At 48.0% G+C, this 23,575-nt stretch carries 28 protein-coding genes and 2 pseudogenes; 21 read left to right on the forward strand and 9 right to left on the reverse strand.

The window, feature by feature from the left end; all coding sequences use genetic code 11:
- Positions 1-37 precede the first annotated feature (37 nt).
- Positions 38-181: pseudogene (locus KTG12_RS11785) on the forward strand (DUF3408 domain-containing protein); the annotation flags it as partial.
- Positions 182-183: 2 nt separating this feature from the next.
- Here KTG12_RS11785 and KTG12_RS21750 read toward each other — a convergent pair.
- Positions 184-291, reverse strand: a pseudogene (locus tag KTG12_RS21750) (IS110 family transposase); the annotation flags it as partial.
- Between the two features lie 216 nt (positions 292-507).
- Here KTG12_RS21750 and KTG12_RS11790 point away from each other — a divergent pair.
- The 19 genes from KTG12_RS11790 to metK all read left to right on the forward strand — a co-directional run bounded on the left by KTG12_RS11790 (position 508) and on the right by metK (position 15,268).
- On the forward strand, positions 508-861 hold the full coding sequence (locus KTG12_RS11790) for a DUF3408 domain-containing protein (protein ID WP_005809216.1): 354 nt from the start codon (positions 508-510) through the stop codon (positions 859-861).
- The gene (locus KTG12_RS11795; RefSeq protein WP_255419346.1) at positions 842-1,123 is read left to right on the forward strand and encodes a DUF3408 domain-containing protein; all 282 of its coding nucleotides are present in this window, start codon (positions 842-844) and stop codon (positions 1,121-1,123) included. The genes KTG12_RS11790 and KTG12_RS11795 overlap by 20 nt, the downstream gene beginning before the upstream one ends.
- Entirely contained in the window at positions 1,120-1,836 is a 717-nt protein-coding gene (locus tag KTG12_RS11800) for a hypothetical protein (RefSeq protein ID WP_005809212.1), read from the forward strand. Before KTG12_RS11795 ends, KTG12_RS11800 begins: the two co-directional genes overlap by 4 nt.
- 200 nt (positions 1,837-2,036) lie before the next feature.
- On the forward strand, positions 2,037-2,348 hold the full coding sequence (locus tag KTG12_RS11805; RefSeq protein WP_005809211.1) for a DUF4134 domain-containing protein: 312 nt from the start codon (positions 2,037-2,039) through the stop codon (positions 2,346-2,348).
- A 10-nt stretch (positions 2,349-2,358) separates the two neighbouring features.
- A complete protein-coding gene (locus KTG12_RS11810; RefSeq protein ID WP_005809208.1) occupies positions 2,359-2,691 on the forward strand; it encodes a DUF4133 domain-containing protein in 333 nt (110 codons plus the stop codon).
- Positions 2,688-5,189, forward strand: a complete 2,502-nt coding sequence (locus KTG12_RS11815) for a TraG family conjugative transposon ATPase (RefSeq protein ID WP_005809205.1) — start codon at positions 2,688-2,690, stop codon at positions 5,187-5,189. The genes KTG12_RS11810 and KTG12_RS11815 overlap by 4 nt, the downstream gene beginning before the upstream one ends.
- 33 nt (positions 5,190-5,222) lie before the next feature.
- Positions 5,223-5,606: a DUF3876 domain-containing protein gene (locus tag KTG12_RS11820; protein ID WP_005809203.1), complete on the forward strand. Its 384-nt coding sequence runs from the start codon at positions 5,223-5,225 to the stop codon at positions 5,604-5,606.
- A 26-nt stretch (positions 5,607-5,632) separates the two neighbouring features.
- Positions 5,633-6,262, forward strand: coding sequence for a DUF4141 domain-containing protein (locus KTG12_RS11825; RefSeq protein ID WP_005809201.1), 630 nt, complete (start codon positions 5,633-5,635; stop codon positions 6,260-6,262).
- Between the two features lie 3 nt (positions 6,263-6,265).
- Positions 6,266-7,270 (forward strand): conjugative transposon protein TraJ, encoded by a 1,005-nt coding sequence (gene traJ / locus KTG12_RS11830; RefSeq protein WP_005809199.1) that lies wholly within the window; start codon positions 6,266-6,268, stop codon positions 7,268-7,270.
- Positions 7,271-7,301: 31 nt separating this feature from the next.
- The gene (traK, locus tag KTG12_RS11835) at positions 7,302-7,925 is read left to right on the forward strand and encodes a conjugative transposon protein TraK (RefSeq protein WP_004308925.1); all 624 of its coding nucleotides are present in this window, start codon (positions 7,302-7,304) and stop codon (positions 7,923-7,925) included.
- A gap of 6 nt (positions 7,926-7,931) precedes the next feature.
- Positions 7,932-8,240 carry a TraL conjugative transposon family protein gene (locus tag KTG12_RS11840; RefSeq protein WP_005809197.1) on the forward strand — a complete coding sequence of 103 codons (309 nt, stop codon included), beginning with the start codon at positions 7,932-7,934 and terminating at the stop codon, positions 8,238-8,240.
- Complete coding sequence (traM, locus tag KTG12_RS11845; protein WP_005809196.1) at positions 8,221-9,639, forward strand: conjugative transposon protein TraM; 1,419 nt, start codon at positions 8,221-8,223, stop codon at positions 9,637-9,639. The genes KTG12_RS11840 and traM overlap by 20 nt, the downstream gene beginning before the upstream one ends.
- A gap of 54 nt (positions 9,640-9,693) precedes the next feature.
- Positions 9,694-10,752, forward strand: a complete 1,059-nt coding sequence (gene traN, locus KTG12_RS11850; RefSeq protein ID WP_005809194.1) for a conjugative transposon protein TraN — start codon at positions 9,694-9,696, stop codon at positions 10,750-10,752.
- Between the two features lie 2 nt (positions 10,753-10,754).
- On the forward strand, positions 10,755-11,330 hold the full coding sequence (locus tag KTG12_RS11855) for a conjugal transfer protein TraO (protein WP_005809192.1): 576 nt from the start codon (positions 10,755-10,757) through the stop codon (positions 11,328-11,330).
- A gap of 8 nt (positions 11,331-11,338) precedes the next feature.
- Positions 11,339-12,229 carry a toprim domain-containing protein gene (locus tag KTG12_RS11860; protein WP_005809191.1) on the forward strand — a complete coding sequence of 297 codons (891 nt, stop codon included), beginning with the start codon at positions 11,339-11,341 and terminating at the stop codon, positions 12,227-12,229.
- Positions 12,230-12,240: 11 nt separating this feature from the next.
- Positions 12,241-12,747: a DUF3872 domain-containing protein gene (locus KTG12_RS11865; RefSeq protein WP_005809189.1), complete on the forward strand. Its 507-nt coding sequence runs from the start codon at positions 12,241-12,243 to the stop codon at positions 12,745-12,747.
- The gene (locus KTG12_RS11870) at positions 12,744-13,271 is read left to right on the forward strand and encodes a glycoside hydrolase family protein (protein WP_005809187.1); all 528 of its coding nucleotides are present in this window, start codon (positions 12,744-12,746) and stop codon (positions 13,269-13,271) included. Before KTG12_RS11865 ends, KTG12_RS11870 begins: the two co-directional genes overlap by 4 nt.
- A gap of 160 nt (positions 13,272-13,431) precedes the next feature.
- Complete coding sequence (locus KTG12_RS11875) at positions 13,432-14,223, forward strand: hypothetical protein (protein ID WP_005809185.1); 792 nt, start codon at positions 13,432-13,434, stop codon at positions 14,221-14,223.
- Positions 14,210-15,268, forward strand: coding sequence for a methionine adenosyltransferase (metK, locus tag KTG12_RS11880; RefSeq protein WP_005809183.1), 1,059 nt, complete (start codon positions 14,210-14,212; stop codon positions 15,266-15,268). Before KTG12_RS11875 ends, metK begins: the two co-directional genes overlap by 14 nt.
- 102 nt (positions 15,269-15,370) lie before the next feature.
- Here the strand turns inward: metK and KTG12_RS11885 are convergent, their stop codons facing one another.
- From KTG12_RS11885 to KTG12_RS11920, 8 genes are read right to left on the reverse strand one after another with little or no spacing between them, the layout of a single operon-like run.
- Positions 15,371-15,679, reverse strand: coding sequence for a hypothetical protein (locus tag KTG12_RS11885; protein ID WP_008645427.1), 309 nt, complete (start codon positions 15,677-15,679; stop codon positions 15,371-15,373).
- Positions 15,680-15,732: 53 nt separating this feature from the next.
- Positions 15,733-16,038, reverse strand: coding sequence for a hypothetical protein (locus tag KTG12_RS11890; protein ID WP_080594362.1), 306 nt, complete (start codon positions 16,036-16,038; stop codon positions 15,733-15,735).
- A complete protein-coding gene (locus KTG12_RS11895) occupies positions 15,978-16,208 on the reverse strand; it encodes a DUF3873 domain-containing protein (protein ID WP_005809176.1) in 231 nt (76 codons plus the stop codon). The genes KTG12_RS11890 and KTG12_RS11895 overlap by 61 nt, the downstream gene beginning before the upstream one ends.
- A gap of 21 nt (positions 16,209-16,229) precedes the next feature.
- Positions 16,230-16,487, reverse strand: coding sequence for a hypothetical protein (locus KTG12_RS11900; RefSeq protein WP_005809172.1), 258 nt, complete (start codon positions 16,485-16,487; stop codon positions 16,230-16,232).
- 24 nt (positions 16,488-16,511) lie between these two features.
- Complete coding sequence (locus tag KTG12_RS11905; protein ID WP_036872219.1) at positions 16,512-17,795, reverse strand: PcfJ domain-containing protein; 1,284 nt, start codon at positions 17,793-17,795, stop codon at positions 16,512-16,514.
- Positions 17,792-18,220: a PcfK-like family protein gene (locus KTG12_RS11910; protein ID WP_005809166.1), complete on the reverse strand. Its 429-nt coding sequence runs from the start codon at positions 18,218-18,220 to the stop codon at positions 17,792-17,794. The genes KTG12_RS11905 and KTG12_RS11910 overlap by 4 nt, the downstream gene beginning before the upstream one ends.
- 16 nt (positions 18,221-18,236) lie before the next feature.
- Positions 18,237-18,452 carry a hypothetical protein gene (locus KTG12_RS11915; protein WP_005809164.1) on the reverse strand — a complete coding sequence of 72 codons (216 nt, stop codon included), beginning with the start codon at positions 18,450-18,452 and terminating at the stop codon, positions 18,237-18,239.
- Between the two features lie 7 nt (positions 18,453-18,459).
- Entirely contained in the window at positions 18,460-18,795 is a 336-nt protein-coding gene (locus KTG12_RS11920; protein ID WP_005809162.1) for a hypothetical protein, read from the reverse strand.
- 1,253 nt (positions 18,796-20,048) lie between these two features.
- On the opposite strand from KTG12_RS11920, the gene KTG12_RS11925 reads away from it, so the two are divergent.
- A complete protein-coding gene (locus KTG12_RS11925; RefSeq protein WP_155143465.1) occupies positions 20,049-23,321 on the forward strand; it encodes a DUF6383 domain-containing protein in 3,273 nt (1,090 codons plus the stop codon).
- The last annotated feature ends 254 nt before the right edge of the window (positions 23,322-23,575 follow it).

The following is a 23,575-nucleotide window of genomic DNA, read 5'->3' on the forward strand; positions in this document are numbered from 1 at the left end:
TGAATTTCAATATATTTAGAATGTCAAACAAAAAAATAAGAAAGTTCTGATAATGAATGACATCGCCGGACGGGAAATCTCGGTAGGCGGCTACGTGGACACCGTGCTGCGCCAACATCTGGAACAGCACAAGGAGAAAATAAACGAACTGTACAAGAAACAACGTGAAGACTTAATTTGAATATGAACACCTTTGGTCGTGTTCTTGAAAGTCTTGGTCTTACTGTTCTTGGCAGAAGAATAAGCCACGACGAAAGTAGCCTTACTGACATCAATTCCAACGTAGGTCATAGTCTTAACAATTTATTGAGACAACATCTATACATCTTGAACCACCATTGCGAATGCGGGGTCAAAAGCCCATTGAACTATCCGGTTTCTGATGTAAAAGTGTGGGGGCAGAACATATTCTACGGTCTTTTTGACTAATGGATACTCGGTCTTATTCCACACTTTGATGTTGAATGTTTATGCAAAAGTATAAAGAGTAAATAATATACAATGGATATGAATCAGGAAAAGAATCAGAAAAACAGAAGTCCGCACCATGACGGCGGAGGTTTGCTTGCCCAAGTGCAGGCGAGTGTGGAAATCCTGTCGCCCGTGCCGGTAGGCGGCAAATGCAGAGAAAAGGACTATGAACGGCTTTTCATCCGTGAACCCGAAGTAAAGGCACGCGAGGGGAAGATGGCATACGTGCGCCCGGAGTATCACGACCGCATCATGCGCATAACCCGTGTAATCGGGCATGACAGGCTTTCGCTGTCCGCCTACATCGACCATGTGCTTACACACCACTTCAACCAGTGCGAAGAGGCGATAAAGAGCCTTTACGCCCGGAATTACGACGCAGTATTTTAATCATCAAAAAGAAAAAGAAATGAGAAGAAAAAAGAATGATTATCGTGCCTTCCTGAAAAAATCAGGTTTCAAGGCAAGGGAAGGGAAACAAGTGTCCATCAGCAAAGAGACCCATGACAAGGTTGCCATGATTGTCCGCTGGCTGGGTGATGGTGAAGTCACAATGGCCGACTTCACTGAGAACGTGGTAAGCGAGTTTCTCCGTACACACCGTGACGAACTGAACCGTATGTTAAACGCAGTCCCCAGAGTAGAATTATGAACATGACTGACATTCTCCTGACCGTATCGGTCGGCTGCAACCTGTGGTTCCTGTTCCTGCTGCTCTACGACCGCATCATGGAAACGAGATTCGTCCGCTTCCTTAAAGGCATTGCCGGGTTTTGGCGGTCATTGGGCGGCACGGAGGTGAAGCAGGAAACGGCACGGGAAACACCTCCCGGAGAAACATCGGACATCATCGGCAGGAGCCATTTCAAGATGGCATCAACCCGGACAACCGCTGCCATACTGACGCAAGAAGCCGCCACTTCGAAAAAAGGCATTGAGCTGTCGGAGGAAGAGGCTACTTTTGACGATGGAAACACGGAAACCGTGTCCCACCCGGCACAAGTCCCGGAGGAAAAACTCGATGAAACCTTCACGAGCATCCCGCCTTCGGAACTGGAGTTCGGGGAGGATGAACCGGAGGACGGAACGCCCGACACACCGAGAGCTACGGGAAGCAGTTTTGACGAGATAGACGATGCGGTCAGGGCAGCCAAGAACCCGGAAGCGACAACGGCAGAACGGGAACGTGCGGCAAAGGTCTTCTCCGATATGGAAGGAACGGAACTGTACGAGAAACTGATGTCCGGCTCGACGGAACTGAGCATCCGTATCAAGGGGCTTATCGAAGTCCGGCTGAAGAAGCCGAAAAAGGAATTTACCGTACCCGACAACATTGACGAGTTCAATATCCGGGACTATGTATAACGGCTAAAAAAGAGTGGAAATGAAAACGTAAGACGGCATCACACCATGCGCACGGCAGTACAAGGTACAGCCAACCCGCAACGGACACACCCAAGTCCGTGGAAACAAACGGGCAACCACTAAACCAAAGTAAAGTAATCAAGTATCAACCGCCCGAAAAAGGACTATCCACCCTTTGGACGGCACAAAAAGAACAGTTTATGAATAAGAACATCAGACAAAAGTTCATCATCTCTGCGGCACTTATGATTGCCGCAACCGCCTCCGCATTTGCGCAGGGAAACGGCATCGCAGGCATCAACGAAGCCACCTCTATGGTGAGTTCGTATTTTGACCCCGGCACGAAACTTATCTATGCCATCGGCGCGGTGGTCGGTCTTATCGGAGGCGTAAAAGTCTATGGCAAGTTTTCATCCGGCGACCCGGATACCTCGAAAACCGCAGCCTCGTGGTTCGGCGCATGTATTTTTTTAATTGTAGCTGCGACTATCCTGCGCTCATTCTTCCTTTAATAAACAATGTATGGCTGAATACCCGATAAACAAGGGTATCGGTCGTCCGGTCGAGTTCAAGGGTCTAAAGGCTCAGTACCTCTTCATCTTCTGCGGAGGCCTGCTGGCACTCTTCATCCTGTTCGTCATCCTCTATATGGTCGGCATCGACCAGTGGATATGTATCGGCTTCGGCGCGGCATCGTCTTCCGTCCTCGTATGGCAGACCTTCGCGCTGAACGCCCGGTACGGCGAACACGGGCTTATGAAATTAGGAGCTATAAGGAGCCATCCCCGATACCTTATCAACCGGCGGCGGATCACCCGATTATTCAAACGGCAACGAAAGGAAGAAACGACATGAGAAATACATCCAAAATGACAACACTGGAAAACAAGTTCCCCCTGCTGGCTGTGGAACATGGCTGCATCATTTCCAAAGACGCCGACATCACGGTGGCTTTTGAGGTGGAACTGCCGGAGCTTTATACCGTGACGGGCGCGGAGTACGAGGCGATACACGGCTGCTGGTGCAAGGCTATCAAGGTACTGCCGGACTTCTGCGTCGTGCATAAGCAGGACTGGTTCATCAAGGAACGCTACAAGCCGGAGTTACAGAAAGACGACATGAGTTTCTTGAGCCGTTCATTTGAACGACACTTCAACGAGCGTCCGTACCTGAAACACTCCTGCTACCTCTACCTGACCAAGACGACAAAGGAGCGTAACCGGATGCAGAGCAATTTCAGCACGCTGTGCCGTGGGCATATCATCCCGAAGGAGCTGGACAAGGAAACCGCCGGGAAGTTCATGGAGGCCGCTGAACAGTTCGAGCGCATCATGAACGACAGCGGCTTCGTGAGACTCCGCCGCCTCTCCATCGATGAGATTGTCGGGACGGAGAAGTCCGCCGGGCTGATAGAGCGTTACTTCTCGCTCATGCCTGAAGGCGACACGACCTTGCAGGACATCGACCTCTCGGCAAAGGAAATGCGCATCGGCGACAACCGCCTGTGCCTGCACACCCTCTCCGACGCGGAGGATATGCCCGGAAAGGTGGCTACCGACATCCGCTACGAGAAACTCTCCACCGACCGCTCGGACTGCCGTCTCTCCTTCGCCTCACCCGTGGGGCTGCTGCTCTCCTGCAACCACATCTACAACCAGTATGTGATTATCGACAACAGCGAGGAAAATTTACAGAAGTTCGAGAAGTCCGCGAGGAATATGCAGTCGCTATCCCGATACAGCCGGAGCAACAGCATCAACCGCGAGTGGATAGACCAGTACCTGAACGAAGCCCATTCCTACGGGCTGACATCGGTACGGGCGCACTTCAACGTCATGGCGTGGAGCGATGACACGGAGGAACTGAAACATATCAAGAACGACGTGGGCAGCCAGCTGGCGAGCATGGAGTGCGTGCCGCGCCACAACACCATCGACTGCCCGACGCTCTACTGGGCGGCGATGCCCGGCAACGCGGCGGACTTCCCGGCGGAAGAGAGTTTCCACACCTTCATCGAGCAGGCTGTGTGCCTCTTTACGGAGGAAACTAACTACCGCAGTTCGCTATCGCCCTTCGGTATCAAGATGGTGGACAGGCTAACGGGAAAGCCGCTGCACCTCGACATCTCTGACCTGCCGATGAAGCGGGGCATCACCACCAACCGCAACAAGTTCGTATTAGGTCCTTCGGGCAGCGGCAAATCCTTCTTTATGAACCACCTCGTGAGGCAATACTACGAGCAGGGTACGCACGTAGTGCTGGTGGACACGGGAAACTCCTATCAGGGCTTGTGCGAGATGATCCGGCGCAAAACAAACGGGGCGGACGGCGTGTACTTCACCTACACGGAGGAGAAACCGATTTCGTTCAACCCGTTCTACACCGATGATTACGTGTTCGACGTGGAGAAGAAGGACAGTATCAAGACATTGCTGCTGACGCTCTGGAAGTCGGAGGACGACAAAGTGACGAAGACGGAGAGCGGCGAACTGGGCAGTGCGGTGAACGCCTATATCGAGTGTATCAGGGCTGACAGGAGCATCATCCCCTCGTTCAACACCTTCTACGAGTATATGCGTGACGACTACCGCCGCGAACTGGCAGAACGTGAGATAAAGGTGGAGAAGTCCGATTTCAACATCGACAATATGCTCACCACCATGCGGCAGTATTACCGGGGAGGACGCTACGACTTCCTGCTCAACTCCACGGAGAACATCGACCTGCTCGGCAAGCGGTTCATTGTCTTCGAAATTGACAGTATTAAGGAAAATCGCGAACTTTTCCCTGTGGTAACAATCATCATCATGGAAGCCTTCATCAACAAGATGCGCCGTCTGAAAGGCGTGCGCAAACAGCTGATAGTGGAAGAGGCTTGGAAGGCTCTCTCTTCGGCGAACATGGCTGAGTACCTGCGCTATATGTACAAGACCGTGCGCAAGTATTACGGGGAGGCAATCGTGGTGACGCAGGAGGTGGACGACATCATTTCCTCGCCCGTCGTCAAGGAGAGCATCATCAATAATTCCGACTGCAAGATACTCCTCGACCAGCGGAAGTACATGAACAAGTTTGATGCCATACAGTCCCTGTTGGGGCTGACGGAGAAGGAGAAGTCGCAGATACTCTCCATCAACATGGCGAACAACCCGTCAAGGCTCTACAAGGAAGTCTGGATCGGACTGGGCGGCACGCAGTCGGCGGTCTATGCCACCGAAGTTAGTGCTGAAGAGTATCTGGCGTACACCACTGAAGAAACGGAGAAGGTGGAGGTTTACCGTCTGGCGGAGCAGCTGGGCGGCGACATCGAAGCCGCCATCCGGCAGCTTGCCGAAAGACGAAGGAATAAGTAAAAACAGATTCATCAACTAAAAAAGAAAATGCGTATGAGTATATCAAGAACGAAAATGCTGCAAGTCAGCAAGTGTTTAATCGGGCTGGCGGTCATGATGCTGCAATCCTGCGATGTAGCGGACAATCGCCGTGATCTGCTTTGCGGGAACTGGGAAAGTGTGGAAGGCAAGCCCGACGTGCTTATCTACAAGGAGGGCGAAGCCTATAAGGTGACGGTATTCAAGCGGAGCGGCATCCGCCGCAAACTAAAGCCGGAAACCTATCTCTTGCAGGAGGAGAACGGCAACCTGTTCATGAACACCGGCTTCCGTATCGACGTGTCCTACAACGAAGCGACGGACATCCTGACCTTCTCGCCGAACGGGGACTACGTGCGTGTGAATCCGAAACCGGACCATCCGATAAGCGAGCAATAACGATAACCACTAAAATCCAAAGTAACATGAGAACAAGAATAACATTTATTATCTGCCTGTGCCTGTTTGCAGTCGGCAGGGCAAGCGCACAGTGGGCGGTGATAGACCCGTCCAACATCGCGCAGAGCATCGTGAACACTTCCAAGAACGTGGTACACACTTCCACGACCGCCCAGAATATGATAAAAAATTTTCAAGAGACGGTGAAGATTTACGAGCAGGGCAAGAAGTATTACGACGCACTCAAATCCGTGAACAATCTGGTAAAGGACGCCCGGAAGGTGCAGCAGACCATCCTGATGGTGGGTGACATCACCGACACCTATGTGACCAGCTTCCAGAGGATGATGCGTGACGACAACTTCACGGTGGAGGAACTGGGAGCCATCGCCTTTGGCTACACCAAGCTGTTGGAGGAATCCAACGACGTGCTGACGGAGCTGAGGAACGTGGTGAACATCACCACGCTCTCCATGACGGACAAGGAGCGCATGGATGTGGTGGAACGCTGCTACTCCAAGATGAAGCATTACCGCAACCTCGTGAGCTACTACACCAACAAGAACATCAGCGTGAGCTACCTGCGGGCGAAGAAGAAGAACGACCTCGACCGCATCATGGGGCTGTACGGGAACATGAACGAAAGATACTGGTAGCCTATGAATTTCGACAACCTTCACCAGATTCTGCGCTCGCTCTACGAGCAGATGATGCCGCTATGCGGGGACATGGCGGGCGTGGCGAAAGGCATCGCCGGGCTGGGTGCGCTGTTCTACGTCGCCTACCGGGTGTGGCAGTCGCTGGCGAGAGCCGAACCGATAGACGTGTTCCCCATGCTCCGCCCCTTTGCGATAGGCTTGTGCATCATGTTCTTCCCGACGGTGGTATTAGGCACGATAAACAGTATCATGTCGCCCGTTGTGCAGGGCACGGCAAAGATGCTGGAGGCGGAAACGCTGGACATGAACCAGTACCGTGAGCAGAAAGACAAACTGGAATACGAGGCGATGATGCGCAACCCCGAAACCGCCTACCTTGTGTCAAACGAGGAGTTTGACAAACAGCTGGAGGAACTGGGCTGGTCGCCCGGCGACATGGTAACGATGGCGGGAATGTATATCGAACGTGGGATGTACAACATGAAGAAAGGCATCCGCGATTTCTTCCGCGAGATACTGGAACTGATGTTCCAAGCCGCCGCCCTCGTGATAGACACCATCCGCACCTTTTTTCTCGTGGTGCTGGCGATACTCGGTCCGATAGCCTTCGCCATATCGGTATGGGACGGCTTTCAAAGTACACTCACACAGTGGATATGCCGCTACATACAGGTTTATCTGTGGCTGCCCGTGTCGGATATGTTCAGCACCATACTGGCGAAGATTCAGGTGCTGATGCTGCAAAGCGACATCGAGCGCATGCAGGCTGACCCGAACTTCTCGCTGGATTCGAGCGACGGTGTGTATATCGTCTTCATGATCATAGGAATCATCGGCTATTTCACCATCCCCACGGTAGCAGGCTGGATTATCCAAGCCGGAGGCATGGGAAGCTACGGTCGCAACGTGAACCAGACGGCAGGACGAGCCGGAAGCATGGCGGGCAGCGTGGCGGGTGCAACCGCAGGAAACGTGGTCGGACGTGCCGGGAAACTGCTGAAATAATCAACTGACAATTAAAAACGAATAAATAACAATGGAATTTAAGTCACTTAAAAACATCGAATCATCGTTCAGGCAGATACGCCTGTTCGGTATCGTCTTCCTCTCGCTGTGCGCCGTGATAACGGTATGGAGCGTGTGGAGTTCCTACCGCTTTGCGGAACGGCAACGGGAAAAGATTTACGTGCTGGACAACGGCAAGTCGCTGATGCTGGCTCTCTCGCAGGACTTGTCGCAGAATCGTCCGGCGGAGGCAAGGGAACACGTGCGCCGCTTCCACGAGCTTTTCTTCACACTCTCACCCGAAAAGAGCGCGATAGAGCATAACGTGAAACGCGCCCTGCTGCTGGCAGACAAAAGCGTGTACAACTACTATTCGGACTTCGCCGAGAAGGGATACTACAACCGCATCATCGCCGGAAACATCAATCAGGTGCTGAAGGTGGACAGCGTGGTATGCGACTTCAACGGCTATCCCTACCGTGCCGTGACCTACGCCACACAGAAGATCATCCGGCAAAGCAACGTCACCGAGCGCAGCCTCGTGACCACGTGCCGCCTCTTGAACTCGTCCCGTTCGGACGACAATCCCAACGGTTTCACCATCGAGGGATTCACCATCATCGAGAACAAGGATTTACAAACCATCAAAAGGTAAACGGATATGAAGAAAATCAGAAAATCATTTTGGCGTGCGTACTGGAGGATCCACGACAAAAAGAAAATGCTGGTGGCAAGGCTCAAAGGCTATCTGGACGGTTTGCCCCCGAAGACACGCAAACGCATCGTGCTGGCGATGCTCGCCGCTTTCGCGGTGCTTGCCCTCTACACCTTCGGCAAAGCCGTCTATGACATCGGCAGGAATGACGGCAGCCGGATAGCAACAGACCATGCCGGACAGGTGGAACTGTCCGTAAAGCCGGACAACAATCATAATGTAATACTTTATTTATATGGAACAGACGAAGAATGAACCTAAAAACGAGAACAAGGCGGCTCCCGACAACGGGAAACCGAAGAACCGACGCCAAGCCGAGAGCCATCAAGCCTGCTTGAATGGCCAAGGCGCGAAGGAGGAAGGCAAAGCCAAGGAGCGCAAGCCGCTGACCGAAGCCCAAAGGCTGAAACGTCAGAAAATGATAGTGCTGCCCGCTATGGTGCTGGTATTCATCGGGGCGATGTGGCTGATATTCGCCCCATCTTCCGACAAGGAGCAGCAACCGGGGACGGGAGGTTACAACATCGAAATGCCCGACGCAGACAAGGCGAACCGTCAGATTATCGGCGACAAGGCGAAAGCATACGAACAGGGGGCGATGGAGGAACGGCAGGAGAACCGCAGCCGCGCCATGCAGGAACTGGGCGATATGTTCGACCGCGAGGTGGCGGAAACGGACAGCGGCAGGGACTTCGACCTTGCCAATCCCGGAGGAACGGAAGAGAACGTGAAGTCCGCACCGAAGACCATCCAATCCTCCGCAGCCGCCTACCGCGACCTCAATGCCACGCTCGGCAACTTCTATGAGCAACCGAAGAACGACAATGCGGAAATGGATGAACTGTTGGAGCGTATCGCCTCGCTGGAATCGGAATTGGAAAGCGAGAAAGGCAAGGTGTCCGCTATGGATGACCAAGTGGCACTCATGGAGAAGTCCTATGAACTGGCGGCAAAGTACATGGGCGGACAGAACGGCACACAGCCACCTGTCGGACAGGCGGCAGAGCCTTGCCCCGTGCAGAAAACCGGAAAGAACACGGCTGCACCTGTCAGGCTGGTGGCGCATCAGGTTGTATCCTCGCTCTCACAGCCGATGAGCAACGCCGAGTTTGTCGCCTCCTTCTCGCAAGAGCGTAACCGCAGTTTCAATACGGCGGTGGGCGTCACGACCGTATCGGACAAAAACACCATATCGGCGTGCGTTTATGGGGCGCAGAGTGTGACGGACGGGCAGGCTGTCAAGCTCCGTCTGTTGGAGCCGATGGCGGTAGCGGACAAAATCATCCCCCGTAATGCGGTGGTGGTAGGCACGGCAAAGATTCAGGGCGAACGGCTTGATATTGAAATCACGTCGCTGGAATATGCTGGTACGATTATCCCGGTAGAGCTGGAGGTGTATGACACGGACGGGCAGCCCGGTATCTTCATTCCGAACTCTATGGAAATGAATGCCGTTAGGGAGGTTGCCGCCAACATGGGCGGATCGCTGGGCAGCAGCATCAATATATCCACCAACGCAGGGGCACAGCTCGCCTCCGACTTGGGCAAGGGGCTGATACAAGGCACGAGCCAGTATATCGCCAAGAAGATGCGTACCGTCAAAGTGCATCTGAAAGCCGGGTACAAGGTCATGCTCTATCAGGACAGAAATTGAAAACAGAAAAAGCAACAACAATCCAATTTTTATTTACCACTAAAATCCAAAGTAATGAGAAAAGTAATCATCATGTTTGCCCTCGCTATGGGCATCGTAACTGCCAACGCGCAGGAGAACGTAACCGTTGGAACGGACAATGGAAGTGAACCGACGAACGAAGCGAGAGCAGAGGCAAGCTCGCTTGACTATGCCTTGCAAGGAGGAGGAAGGCAAAGCCAACAACCGACCTTGACAAAGGAGGTCTATCCGCAGAAGGAGGCGGACGGCGACCTGTATCACGGGCTGACAAAGAAGCTGACCTTCGACCGCATGGTTCCCCCGCACGGTTTGGAAGTGACCTACGACAAGACCGTCCACGTCATTTTCCCCTCGGAAGTGCGTTATGTCGATTTAGGCTCGCCCGACCTGATTGCGGGCAAAGCCGACGGAGCGGAGAACGTCATCCGCGTGAAAGCTACCGTGAGGAACTTCCCGAACGAAACCAATATGTCCGTTATAACGGAGGACGGTAGTTTCTATACCTTCAACGTGAAATATGCAGCCGAACCGCTGCTGCTCAACGTGGAGATGTGCGACTTCATCCATGACGGCGAGAAGGTAAACCGCCCGAACAACGCGCAGGAAATCTATCTGAAGGAACTGGGTAGCGAAAGCCCGATGCTGGTGCGCCTTATCATGAAGTCCATCCACAAGCAGAACAAGCGCGAGGTGAAGCACATCGGCTGCAAGCGATTCGGCATCCAGTACCTGCTTAAAGGTATCTACACGCATAACGGTTTGCTCTATTTCCATACGGAGATAAAGAACCAGAGCAACGTGCCTTTCGATGTGGACTACGTCACATGGAAAATCGTGGACAAGAAGGTGGCGAAGCGTACCGCCGTGCAGGAGCAGATCATCTTGCCGCTCCGTGCGCAGAATTACGCCACGCTCGTGCCGGGCAAGAAGAGCGAGCGCACGGTATTCACGATGGCGAAGTTCACCATCCCCGATGACAAATGCATCGTGGTGGAACTCAACGAGAAGAACGGAGGTCGCCACCAGTCTTTCGTGATTGAAAACGAGGACTTGGTACGTGCCAATACCATCAACGAACTTCAAGTGCGCTGACCATGAGAAAGTACATCGCAATAATCATCGCGTCGCTTGCCCTGTGTACGGGGCAAGCGCACGCCCAGCGATGCCTGCCGAAGATGCAGGGCATCGAGGTCAGGGCGAATATGGCGGACGGCTTCAATCCCGGCGGCAACGACGGCGGATACAGTTTCGGGGCGGCTCTTTCCACCTACACGAAAAAGGGGAACAAATGGGTGTTCGGTGGCGAATACCTGTTGAAGAACAACCCTTACAAGGACGGGAAAATACCCGTGGCGCAGTTCACGGCGGAGGGCGGATACTACTTCAAAATACTTTCCGATGCCCGAAAAATCGTGTTCGTCTATGCAGGGGCTTCGGCTCTTGCCGGATATGAATCAGTGAACTGGGGCGAGAAGGTGCTGCATGACGGCTCCACGCTCCATGACCGGGACGCCTTCATCTACGGTGGTGCGCTGACGCTCGATATGGAGCTTTACGTGGCTGACCGTATTGCTCTGCTTGCCAATCTCCGGGAGCGTTGCCTGTGGGGTGGCGACACGAGGAAGTTTCATACGCAGTGGGGCGTGGGCATCAAGTTTATCATTAACTAACGCACTGCATGGAACGGACGGAAATCGACGCCATGAGGCAGATACCCCTTGCGGACTTCCTCGCACGGTTAGGACATGAGCCTGTCCGAAGAAGCGGCAACGAGTTGTGGTATCGTGCGCCATACCGCAATGAGCGCACGCCCTCTTTCCGTGTGAACGTGGCAAAACAGCTTTGGTACGACTTCGGAACGGGCAAGGGCGGTGACATCTTCACGCTTGCCGGGGAGTTTATCGGAAGCAACGACTTCATGGAACAAGTGAAGTTCATAGCGGAAACCGCCAATATGCCTATGCCTGTTCCCGAAGTGAGTAAACCGACTTTCCTGCCTAAACGGTCAGAACCTGCCTTTGAGGGTATGGAAACCGCCCCACTGCTTCATTCTCCACTGACGGACTATCTGGCGGAACGTGGCATCCCTTACGGCATTGCATCCCGGTATTGTTGCCGACTGAATTATAGAGTGCGTGGCAAGCGGTATTTCGCCGTCGGTTTTCCGAACGTAGCGGGCGGCTTTGAAATCCGCAGCCGTTTTTTCAAAGGCAGCGTGCCTCCGAAGGATGTGTCGCTGGTCAAAATGGAAAGTTCTCAGGCTGATGTGTGCAGCGTGTTCGAGGGCTTCATGGACTTTCTTTCCGCCGTCACGCTCGGATTGGAAACGGGCGACTGCCTTGTGCTGAACTCCGTCGCCAATGTGGAAAAGGCTATGAGGTATCTGGACGGTTACGGGCGCATAGACTGTTACCTCGACCGTGACGAAGCCGGACGGCGGACGTTGGAAATGCTGAAAGGACACTATGGGGAACGTGTCTGTGACCGTTCCGCCCTCTATGACGGTTGCAAGGACTTGAACGAGTATCTGCAACTGACAACGAAAAAAGAAATGAACAATAACTTATAAATCAAAAGACAATGAACATACTGAACAACAAGAACAAGAGAATATCAATCTTCAAGGCGTTGGCACTCTGCCTGTTCGCCGCCGTGTCGCTCACGCTTATTTCGTGTGACGACGATATGGACATCCAGCAATCCTATCCTTTCACGGTGGAAACTATGCCTGTGCCGAACAAAGTGACGAAGGGACAGACGGTTGAAATACGCTGTGAGCTGAAAAAGACGGGCGACTTCGCCAATACCCTCTATACTATCCGGTATTTCCAGTTCGAGGGAGAAGGAACGCTGAAAATGGACAACGGTATCACGTTCCTGCCCAATGACCGCTACCTGCTCGAAAACGAGAAGTTCCGGCTGTACTACACGGCGGATGGTGAGGAGGCGCACAACTTCATCGTGGTAGTGGAGGACAATTTCGGCAACTCCTATGAGTTGGAATTTGACTTCAACAACCGAAACGTGAAGGATGACGGGGTTATCACTGTTGTCCCCATCGGGAACTTCAAGCCCCTTACACGATGATGCGTGTATTCATGGCTATCCTCTGTTCGCTTCTGACGGTCTGTTCCGTGTCCGCACGGGACAGCCGCCATGAGGGAACGGACGGGCAGGCGGCTATCTACCGGCTGCCACCATTCGAGAGGGCAGTACGATGCACGAAGTATTTTGAGGGCTGGCATTCGGAAAAACATCACCCGTATGTAGGATATGGACATCGGTTGCAGCCGGGCGAAAGGTATTCGGCACGCACCATGACGAAGCGGCAGGCGGACGCGCTTCTGCGGAAAGACCTGCGGAAGTTCTGCGCGATGTTCCGGCAGTTCGGGAAGGATTCGCTCTTGCTTGCCACGCTCGCCTACAATGTCGGTCCGTACCGTCTGTTGGGAAGCGGAAAGATACCCAAAAGCACGCTGATCCGAAAGTTGGAGGCAGGCGATAGGAACATCTATCGGGAGTATATCGCTTTCTGCAACTACAAGGGTAAACGTCATGCCATGCTGCTCAAACGGAGAAAGGCGGAGTTTGCGCTACTGTATGTACCATAAAAAGTAAGTGTCCGACAACATAAACTCCGATGAAGTTGGGGATGCTTTATCGGAGTTTATGTTATATCAATATTTTAATTGATGGTCAGTACTTGATTTTACAAGTGACTCATTCAAGTAGTTTCGCTTTTTTCATGTAACTTTGCAAAAAATAAAGGATATGGATAGACAATTACCGTATGAGATAAGCTACAAGACGATTGCTTTTTGGCGCAATATCGAAAATGGATTCCTCTGGAGTACATTCATATGTTCAATATTACTCCAAACGTTCCAAATAAATTGTATAAGCCATTCATTAGATTCTATAAAATGGATTGCTAATTTGTTTAATGTTTTGAATTATATTTCTATTATAGGGTATGGTATATTATATATAATCGTAGAAATTATAATGCAACCTATGGCTGCTAATGAAAGACGGAAAGGATTTATCGACAATTCATTAGGCACGAAATTGCTGGAAAAGCCAGTTTTGAATTATTACGATAATGATTCTATTGAGAAAGGACCATATAAAATGTTGGTTAATTGTTATGAGAATTGTTTTTTTACATATAATATCATTAAAGTGATGTTGCCTAAAATGGCAATAAAGAACACAATACTATTTGGTTTGCTTTTGATATTTGCATACTACGGAATAAAAGATAACGTCGTTGCCATACCATTCTTGCAACTATTTTTATCGTCATTGTTCTTAATAGAACTGATATACCACATAGCATTCTTTTTTAGATTAAAGAATTTGTGTGATAAATTCAAACAAATTTTTAGCACACCTAAATCAACTAAAAATAAAACTATTCAGGATGCTATATATATGGTACTTGAATATGAAACGACATTGGCATATAATAAATCTCCGAATAGTAATTCTGTGTACAAAAAACTAAACAATAAATTAACAGAAGAATGGAGCTGTATAAAACAGAATTATGATATTCGATAATTTAGACAAATATACAACAGAAAGTGTATTACAAGGACATCCCGATAAAATATGCGACCAAATAAGTGATGCTCTTTTGGATGCTTTCTTGATGCAAGATTGTAATGCCCATACAGCAATAGAATGCTTGGGAAGTGGTAATAATTTAATTGTTGCTGGAGAAATTAGTACTCAAAATAAAAGGGTTGATATTGAGAAAATTGTCAATGATGTATATCAATCCATAGGCTATTGTGAAAAATTAAACATACTGAACTTTTTGACTTCACAATCAAGACAACTAAATGATGCTGTTATGAACGGTGGAGCTGGCGACCAAGGTATTGTGTATGGTTATGCTATAAACAATCAATATAATTATCTTCCGTATGGTGTATATTTATCTAATTTAATAGCCAAAGAGATTGATACGTATAGAAAGAGCGTAGATTATCTCCTCCCTGATGGGAAAGTACAAGTCACAATTAGCGAAAATAATCTTGAACAATTGATAATCAATGTACAGCATAAGGAGAATATTCATCCAGATTTCATTGAAAATGAAATAAAACAGAAGGTTTTAACTCAACTGATTGATTGTATAAATGTAGATATTCAGATAAATAGGAAATCAAAATTTTATAAAGGTGGGTTTGTTAACGATACAGGATTAACTGGTCGTAAAATAATGATAGACACTTATGGCGGTTTGGTAACACATGGCGGAGGTGCTTTTTCTGGAAAGGATCCGAGCAAAATAGATAGAAGTGCTGCTTACATGGCTCGATTTGTTGCAAAAAACATAGTCGCAAACGGATTAGAAAAAGAATGCAAAATAGCAGTGGCTTATTTGTTTGGAGAAGAACAGCCTACCATGCTAAATGTTTCCACAGACAAAGAATCCAATTCTACAAAATTGAAACAATTTATTCTATCAAAATTCGATTTTAGACCTAATGCAATAATTGAGTTGTTAAAATTAAAGAATCCTATATATCAACCAACTTCTATATACGGACATTTCTCTAATCCTAATTACAATTGGGAACAAATCATATCTTTATAAGACTGGTTTTATCGAAGATTGGCACAGAGGTTTCTTTGCTACTTTCTTTGTCCGCCATCATGCTCACTGAAAGAAAGTAGGGCGGCTTTCGCCGCCCACCTCTCAAAAACGGGTGTAAAGCCCCGTCACCATCGTGAACATTTCCTCCAGCATATCGCAATATATCCCCTCGTGCGTTTCAATGTCCTTCGTCTTACACTCGAATGTCTTTTTACTGAACGTCCTGCGGTAGAAGCGCATATTGTAGAGGTCTGCCCCTGCATCATAGATGATGTCAAGGCGGTTGGCACTCGTCTTGTTCCTCGCAAGGCTCATGCGTAAGCCGTTGCCCATGTCTATGAAGTCTTTGCTTCCCGTCATGGCGGCAAAGCGTCTGCCACCTATCTGCTCCAAAATCGTCTTTGCTATCATATTCATTCTTCTTTGGGTGTTATGTTCGGGCGGTGCGGACACCGCCTAAACGCTCAAAATTCTGTTTTCTCGGCTATTGGTGTGTTCCGTTCCAACCATGTTTTCACACACTCCATATTGTACTCGCTCGTTATGACTGCCGTGTGGCTGTCAATGGCGGTAAACCGACTGCTCTCATAGTCCTCTATCCACCCTTTAAGGGTTTCCACTCCCCACGCTTCGGCATCGTCAAAGATGCCGTCCAATTCCGTGATAGGCTTGCCGAACTTGACTATCAGCGTTTGGTAGCCTGCTTCGTTCATTGCTTGTCCTCCTTTCCTCTTTTTGCCGTCAGCCACTTGTCCCGTGTGGCTCGGCACTCGTCCAACGTGGGTTTCACACAAGAGAACAATTCCCCGTCCGTGTGGCGGTAGTCGTATTGCACAAGTGTCCGCTTGCGTCTGCCGATGCCTGTTTGGAACTTCTCGTATTTCTCTGTCCCTGCTTTCGTGCAGGTGCTTACTCCGTTGATGGTCATCCGTGTACTCATAATCGTTGTTTTTTTAGATGGTTAGAAATGTACTGACAAAACTCTGTTCTGCATCACCATTTCGGGATTGCTTGTGTAGCGTTGGTGCATGTAGAAATGGTGTGAGCCGAAGCCGTAAAGGAAGAACTTGTCAAGTTCGTGCTTCTCGGCAAAGTCCTTGACACTTGCCCTTAACTGCTCCTCACTTTGACAAAAAGTGAGGAGGTTCATAAACTCAAGGAACATCGTGGGAATTTTATCGTCCCACAAGCAAACCATACTTTCAAATCTTACTTCCATATTGTTCTGTATTATAGGTTAATGTTATGCTGCGTTCATCCGCTGACGGATAAGTTCGGTATTGTCCTCCACAAGCCGGATGATGCGGTCATGGTACTCGGTATTGGAATTGCATACCCCTCTGCTCTGTACCACTTTCAGCGTTTTCAGTGACACTTCTATCGTTTCAATCCGTTTGCCGTCAATGGTGGCGGATAGGATAAGGGAGTTTGCCTTGTTATGATAACCGCCCACACAATGGTGCATCATCCGTCCTTCCTCTACCATTTCCTCAACGCTCTCTATGACCTTGATGCAGATAAGGCTGTCAGAGAACACAAGTCCGAAGAAGATGCCTTTGGCTTTCAGATAGTTCTTCTCGTCTTCAATCGCCTTTTGCCGTTGCTGTTCCGTCCGCTCACGCTCCCTTTGCAGGTTGCGTTTTCTCACCAACTTATCGTGTTCCGCTTTGAGGTCGGCAGGGCAGACGTATTTCGGGCTGTTCGTGTCCTTGCCAAAATGACGCAGGAGGTCAATGGTGTCGCACCATACGGAGCCGTCCGAAATGGTGTAACCGTTGCGGATGCAAATCTTGACGGATGCCCAATACCGTCCCATATCAAAGGAACTACGGATATAATGCCGCAACATGGCATATTGCCCTGCTTTCAAGAGTGTTTCGGCTCGGCTGTCGGAAAGGATAGCCGTGAAAAGGTCATACGGCAGTGTGTTGTGATAGTCCCCATTGAAGCCGTTGCGTTTCAGTTCGGGGATGAAACGCTGTCGGGGATAGGTACACATAGGTGCTATATCGTATGCGTGAAGCCTGTTGTTCTTGCGTACCTCCATGTCGCTGTATTCAGACCATTGGTCATAATACAACATTGACATTCCACGCAGTCGGGCAACGGTCGTTGTCTTTCCATCGGGCGAAATCCACCTCTGCACCACTTCATAAATGGAATACTCGGCTGCCTGCCCTGCCTTGTATCGGGACTTGACGAAGAAGAAGCGTATCACTTGGTATTGCTTGCTGGTGGTGACGATGGAGAAGTATTCGTTTTCGCTGAAAACGCTCTTTCGGGTGCGCAACGCTTCCAATGACATACCGCAATGGGGGCAGGTACATCCGCAAAGGGTGTCCGCAAGGTCGTGGTCGCTCTTCCACGAATGTCCGCACTCAGTGCAGATGTTCGTGCCGTCCGCTCTCTTGATTGCGTAATGCTTGAAGCAATGGCGGAAAGCGTATGCCTTTTGCGTGGCGGTCAATCTCGGTAGTCGCTTGCTCAGCCGTGCGACTTCCTGCTGTATCTGTGTTCTCGGTTTCATAAGCCTAAATCAAATAATGAGGGTTGTTGTACTTCTTGGGTGGTCGCTTTGGTGGCGGTTCTCGGCTTGTTGCGGTTCTGCAACTTGCGGACTTCCTCCTCTTGATATTGTCGGAGAGCCTTCTGACGTGCCTCCGCCTTTTCCTCTGTGGTGAGTTCCACCACGTGGTTCACGGCTATCTGACACTGGATAGGCTTGCCCACCTCTATCTCGTTCTCGTCATAGTAGTGTACGGCTTGTCCGTATATCTCCCCGTCCGTGAAGCCGTTGCAACCGCTTTTCTGCACATAGTTCAGAATGTAGGTCACGCAGTCATCTATGTTCTTGGCAGGGTTGCGGTAGTTCTTCGCAAAGAGCGCATCTTCCGCTGCACGTTGCTCCAAATACATCTGTATCGTTCTCTTGAAATGGTCTGTCGTTTTCATATCGCTGTCGGTAAGATTAAAGGGTGAATAACCAAAGGATGAAGCCGAATAAGGCGATTGTGGAGAGGATAGCCACGATTATGCCTATCGCCACTCGGAACACTCCGTTTACTATCTCTCTGACGATGCCCCAAAGGATGCCGGATACCCAAAGGACGATGCGCATGATTAGGGTGCATATCGCAAGCCCTATGTATTGCGCCACTTGTTTGAAGTCTGCCGTTGCTGTCATATCCTCGCTATTTTTCAAGTTCTACAATGTTGTCTATCCTGCCGTATAGGTATCTGCGAAGTCCGGTCTTGTCTGTTGCCTTGTATTCCGTCCAATGTCCGTATTGGCACACGATAAACGTGCGGAGTACATCGGAGAAGTCAAACCTCCAGCCTTGCAGGAGTATTGCGCTCTTGAAATAGGTGTTGCTGTTCACGTTGCGTGTAAGCCAATCCTTTTCCTCTCGGTTCATCTGTCCTCCGTTGTTCAGTTTCTCACGAAGAATGTAAACCTTACTGCCTTTTAGTGCTTCCAATGTTGGCACTTCCCAAGCCACGAATTTTGTTGCCATTGTTGTTCCCATATCCGTTCTGTTTTTGATTTTTTGTTTTTAATGCGGATTCAAGAGCTGAGGGAGTTGAGTTTCAAACTATCTTATCTGCCTCTCGTTTATCCGACATTTTTTTTATGCGTCTTTCTGTCGCATCGGTCGTTTTCGTTTCGGGTGCTTAAAAAGGTAGGGATTAGGGAATGCAAGTTTTTTCGGGAAAAATACTACCCGAAGGGCTGGAGATTTTTCCCGAAAACAGGAGGCTTGACCTTGCTTTCCCGTCAAATCCCGGAGTTACCTTTGCGCCCAGAACGGAAATGACTGCCTGATGCGACTCACTGAAAGGCGCGAAAATGGAGGTAAACGGAAGTAGAGGCAGATTAGACAGAAAACTTCAAAAGAGAAATCCGTGAAAAAAGGAAGTCCCCCCAAAAAAGGACATAGTCGGTAGCGTGAAACCGGGCAAACCACCTGCAAGGAAGTATGGTTTTATCTGTCTGGCCGGACGTGTCGGGGCGGGCAGATAAAATCATTCTTCCCGGTTTGCCAGCTGTGGGTGACGGCTTGTTCCATTTATGGGCAAACGGTCATACACGGCTTTCCGCTTCCGGCTCAAAAGAACAGCGAAAAAGAAAAATCATCTGAAAAACCGTAAAAGCACCTCTTCGGCATAAGCACAAAAGAAATGGGCCTTGCCTCATCAGTCTAAACTGTCGTTTAGGCGTGAGGCAAAGCTCTTTTCTCCGCTTATGCAGTAGTCGGCACACGTTCGTTCAAAATCCTTTTGGGCGATGGTGTGCCGACGAATAAAGCCGCTTTTACGGAAAAACTTGTATGAGATAGAAAAAAATCAGGGAGATTCATATCAAAATCTCCCGTTTTATTGTTACTTTTGCATACGAAGAGTTCTTTGAAGGTTACGCAACGCGCAGAAGAATAATGCAGCAGATAACTAACTAAATCGTAACCTATTACTATCATGAGCGATTAACATATGCTCATTTCCAATAAAATACACTATTTTCGTAACTTCCAGCTACAAAAATACATATACTTTTTAAACCTGCAATTCTTTCTTCAAAGTTTTTTTCTTTTCTATATTCTTTCTTATCAATCAGATAGCTTAATATGTACAAAAAACCTTCTTTTGCTCACGAACTTACTGAATGCTCCCAAAAAATGACGAAAAAAAACGTACGTATTCGATTTCAAGATACAATAGTTAACAAACGTACGATAAGAACTGAACTTTTATAAACATTAGTATTAATATTAAATTTAGAATTATGAACAAAAAGTTTTCTACTCTTTTGTGTGCTAGCTTACTGTTCTCTTCAGCTTTCTCAGCTGTAAATGCGGTTGACCTCACTGGTGCAGCTGTGGGAGTTGATGCTACAGCTGTTGCTAAGTTGGATAAGGCGGCTTTGAGTGGAGTGTATCAGTTGAGAGTTGGTACTCAGGTGCTTGTTATAGAAGATGGCAAGTATGTATTAAAGAACGTAAATGATAGTTTTGATTTACAGGCTTCTCTGTGGTGTGTTCAAGTGACGGAAGAAGGTCAAGGCAAAGAACCGATCTATGACTTTGTAAATAAAGCAACTGGTGAATTTTTAGCTATTTCAGAAGAAGATGTTGTTGGTTTACAGGTAGGAGGAACAACGGATGCTGAGTTGTCTGTCGGCGAAACTTTTGGTGGTTGGGCATTTTCTCCGGAATACAAGGAAAATTTAAAAGGAAATATGCCTTTATATACTTATCAAGAAGCTGATAATGTTCTTTTATTAGTAAAAGGTGATAAAGGAGGCATTAAGGCAAAAAAAGTAAAAGCATCTGAAGCCCGATCGAATTCGACAGGAGGAGCTCAATTTACTCTTTATGATGCAGGTACTTACGTTTTGAGTGCGGCTGAAATTAATGCTTATTTGAAAGATAATAAGAATGTGCTTACATTTACTCCGGATGCAAATGCAGATGTCAATCCGTTCTCAACGACTGCTTTTGTCGCTAAAGGAGTTGCAGCAGATACTGATCATAACTTCGTATATGTGACTTCTAAATCCGATGCAAATGCTTATTTGAAAGTGGATACTGCTGCTAATGGTGTTGGTATTCAATTCTTGAAGTTTGGCTGGACTGATATGGCTAAAGAAAAAGATTTTGATAACTCATTGTTAGTAAATCAGCACAAGTTCTTATTTACTTATCGTCCTTCTTTGGATCAACTGCGTATCCAGGTTAAACAGGCTCGTTACAAATCAGATAAGAATGCTGAAAAGTATTGGAGCGAAATTGATGGTACATCGAAAGGAAAAATTTATAATTATGGTGATAAGTTTGTAGATCCGTTTAAGACTGAAGGTAATGCTGTTGCTGCTAAATTGCATGTTAAGTTGCAGAACTTTACTGTTGCGGATCGTATTGCTACAATTGGAGAACAACCTATTAATACAAAGATCGGTTTCGGTCTGAAAGGCTGTTTCGTAACTAGCGATAAGACTTCTGTTGACAACGGTTTGTATATCATCAAGAATGCAAAGGGTCAGGTATTGGCTGCTCCTATTCATAAAAATGCAGAAGGTGGTAATAAACAATATGCAATCGAATGGGTGACATTGGACGAACAGGAACCGTTGCACATGCCTGCATACCAGTGGGTTATTACAAAAACATTGAATGCAGAGGTATCTCAACCGGTTTCTCCGGTTAAAATTGTAAACCGTGAATTCCCGAATGCGAAAGATTGGGATAACGTTCAGTTCCGTTTGAATGAAGATGGTGAAATCTATACACTTACAACGGGTGCTGATATGTTGAACAACGTAACGTTTGTTCAGATCAAAGACTCTGCAATCATCAAAGATAAGAAGTTAGGTTACAAACATATCGACTCAAATGATTTGTTGGTCAACAGATATAAATTCAATTATCTGAACCCGTTCTCAATGGAATATTGGATTGCTAACGGTACAGGTAAAGATTCTTTGATCTATGTTAAGCAGGATGCCGGCGATTATGCTTTGGTTGAAGGTTCTACATACGAATATGGTATCGATGTTGATGCCGCTCTTTTGAAAAAGATTCCGGGACTGGCTCAGTTGGAAAGAACGAATTATGTCATTGCTAAAGACGAACAGGATCGTTTGGTTGAAGCTTATGGAAGCAAGTATTCAATGGGTGTAGCAAACTATGGTTCTAATATGGTTGTTGATACATTCTTCTTTAAAGAAAACAACCACTATGATGGTAAAGACTTCTATGCTATCGTCGAATCTAATTATAATAGAACTGCTCATGCTACTGAAATTCAAAATACAGGTGTTACGAAGAAAGTCGGTATCGCTGATGACGGTATGAGTGCTGGTCTGAAAGTTCAGTTGCTGAATGAAACAAGAACTTCTGCTTTCACTGTTGAACCTTCTACAACTCCGTTGTATCGTCGTTTCAACAACGTTGCACTGAGTGAAAGCGCAACGGACGGCCGTGACAGCTTGAGATTCTTCGAAACTATCCGTAAGGAATACTTGATGGATGAAAACAATAGTAACTTGACTGATGCTAATGTTGACTATCTGGGTATGTGGACAGCTGACAAAGCAACAGGTTTGTCATTCCAGATCGATACTGCTTGGGTTAATCGTGGTGCTGGTTATATCAAACCGCAATACTTGATTTCGGTTGCACATAACGATTTTGCTGGAACTCCGGGTAAACCTTGTACGGAAGATGGTCCTCACGTAGACAAAGACGGTAATATTACAGACGCAGAACATTGTGTTCACGCTACTCCGGCTATCCCTGGCTTCGAAAGAGCTAAATATTTGGTAAGTTTCCAGGATTCTGTAGATGTTTACGGTCAGGACAAACCTTATGCAGATATCAAGGGTGGTTATACTCGCGTAGGTTTCGTTGAAGGTATCCGTGTTGCCGATACGTTGTGGATCCTGCCGGCAGAATTCGTAGCTTTGGCTAACGATAAGATTAGCTTCGATGCTTTGGAAGCTTATAATGATTCTGTGAAAAATCTTGCTTCTAAATCATATTTGATCAAGAATAGACTTGACGGTAACGAACATAAGAATTACACTTGGTCATTCCGTTATGTACATCCGGAAAATGCAGGTAATGTAACGGAAGAAGGCGTAGAAAATCAGTTCTTGTTCGAATCGAACAACTATGACAATAAGATTATTGCACCTGAAAATGCTGCATGGTTGAAGATTCAGAATGGTTGTGTGGTTTTGACAGACAAATCATCTACATTCTCACATGCTGCAACAGGTGGCGACGGAGCTTTGATCTTCAATGTTGAAAATAAGGTTGACGATCAGCTGGCAACAGACAACGAAGAAATTGCAACATCTGAAGTTACAGTAATCGCTTTGCAGGGTGCTGTACGTGTAGCTAACGCTGAAGGTAAGAAAGTTGTTATCACTAACATCTTGGGCCAGACAGTTGCTAACACAGTTATCACTTCAAGCGATGCAACAATTGCTGCTCCTCAGGGCGTAGTTGTAGTAGCTGTTGAAGGTGAAGAAGCTGTTAAAGCGATCGTTAAGTAATAATGATCTCCCGTAGAGACACTATGAAACAGTGTCTCTACTATATTGAAATAAAGATTTTATAATCAAATAATGACCATGTGTCCGGTCTTTCCGACCAGTCAATTACCCCGCGAGGGCGAACAAGTGGTACATTAATACTAAAGTAAAAAATAACAATGCTGCCTGTACTTCCGTGAGGAAAGAGAGCAGACACAAAACAAGCCCCGACAGAGTAATTCCGTCGGGGCTTCGTTGTTATTATGATAAAAGGA

This window comes from Parabacteroides sp. MSK.9.14, from assembly GCF_019041495.1.
GTDB lineage: Bacteria > Bacteroidota > Bacteroidia > Bacteroidales > Tannerellaceae > Parabacteroides > Parabacteroides merdae.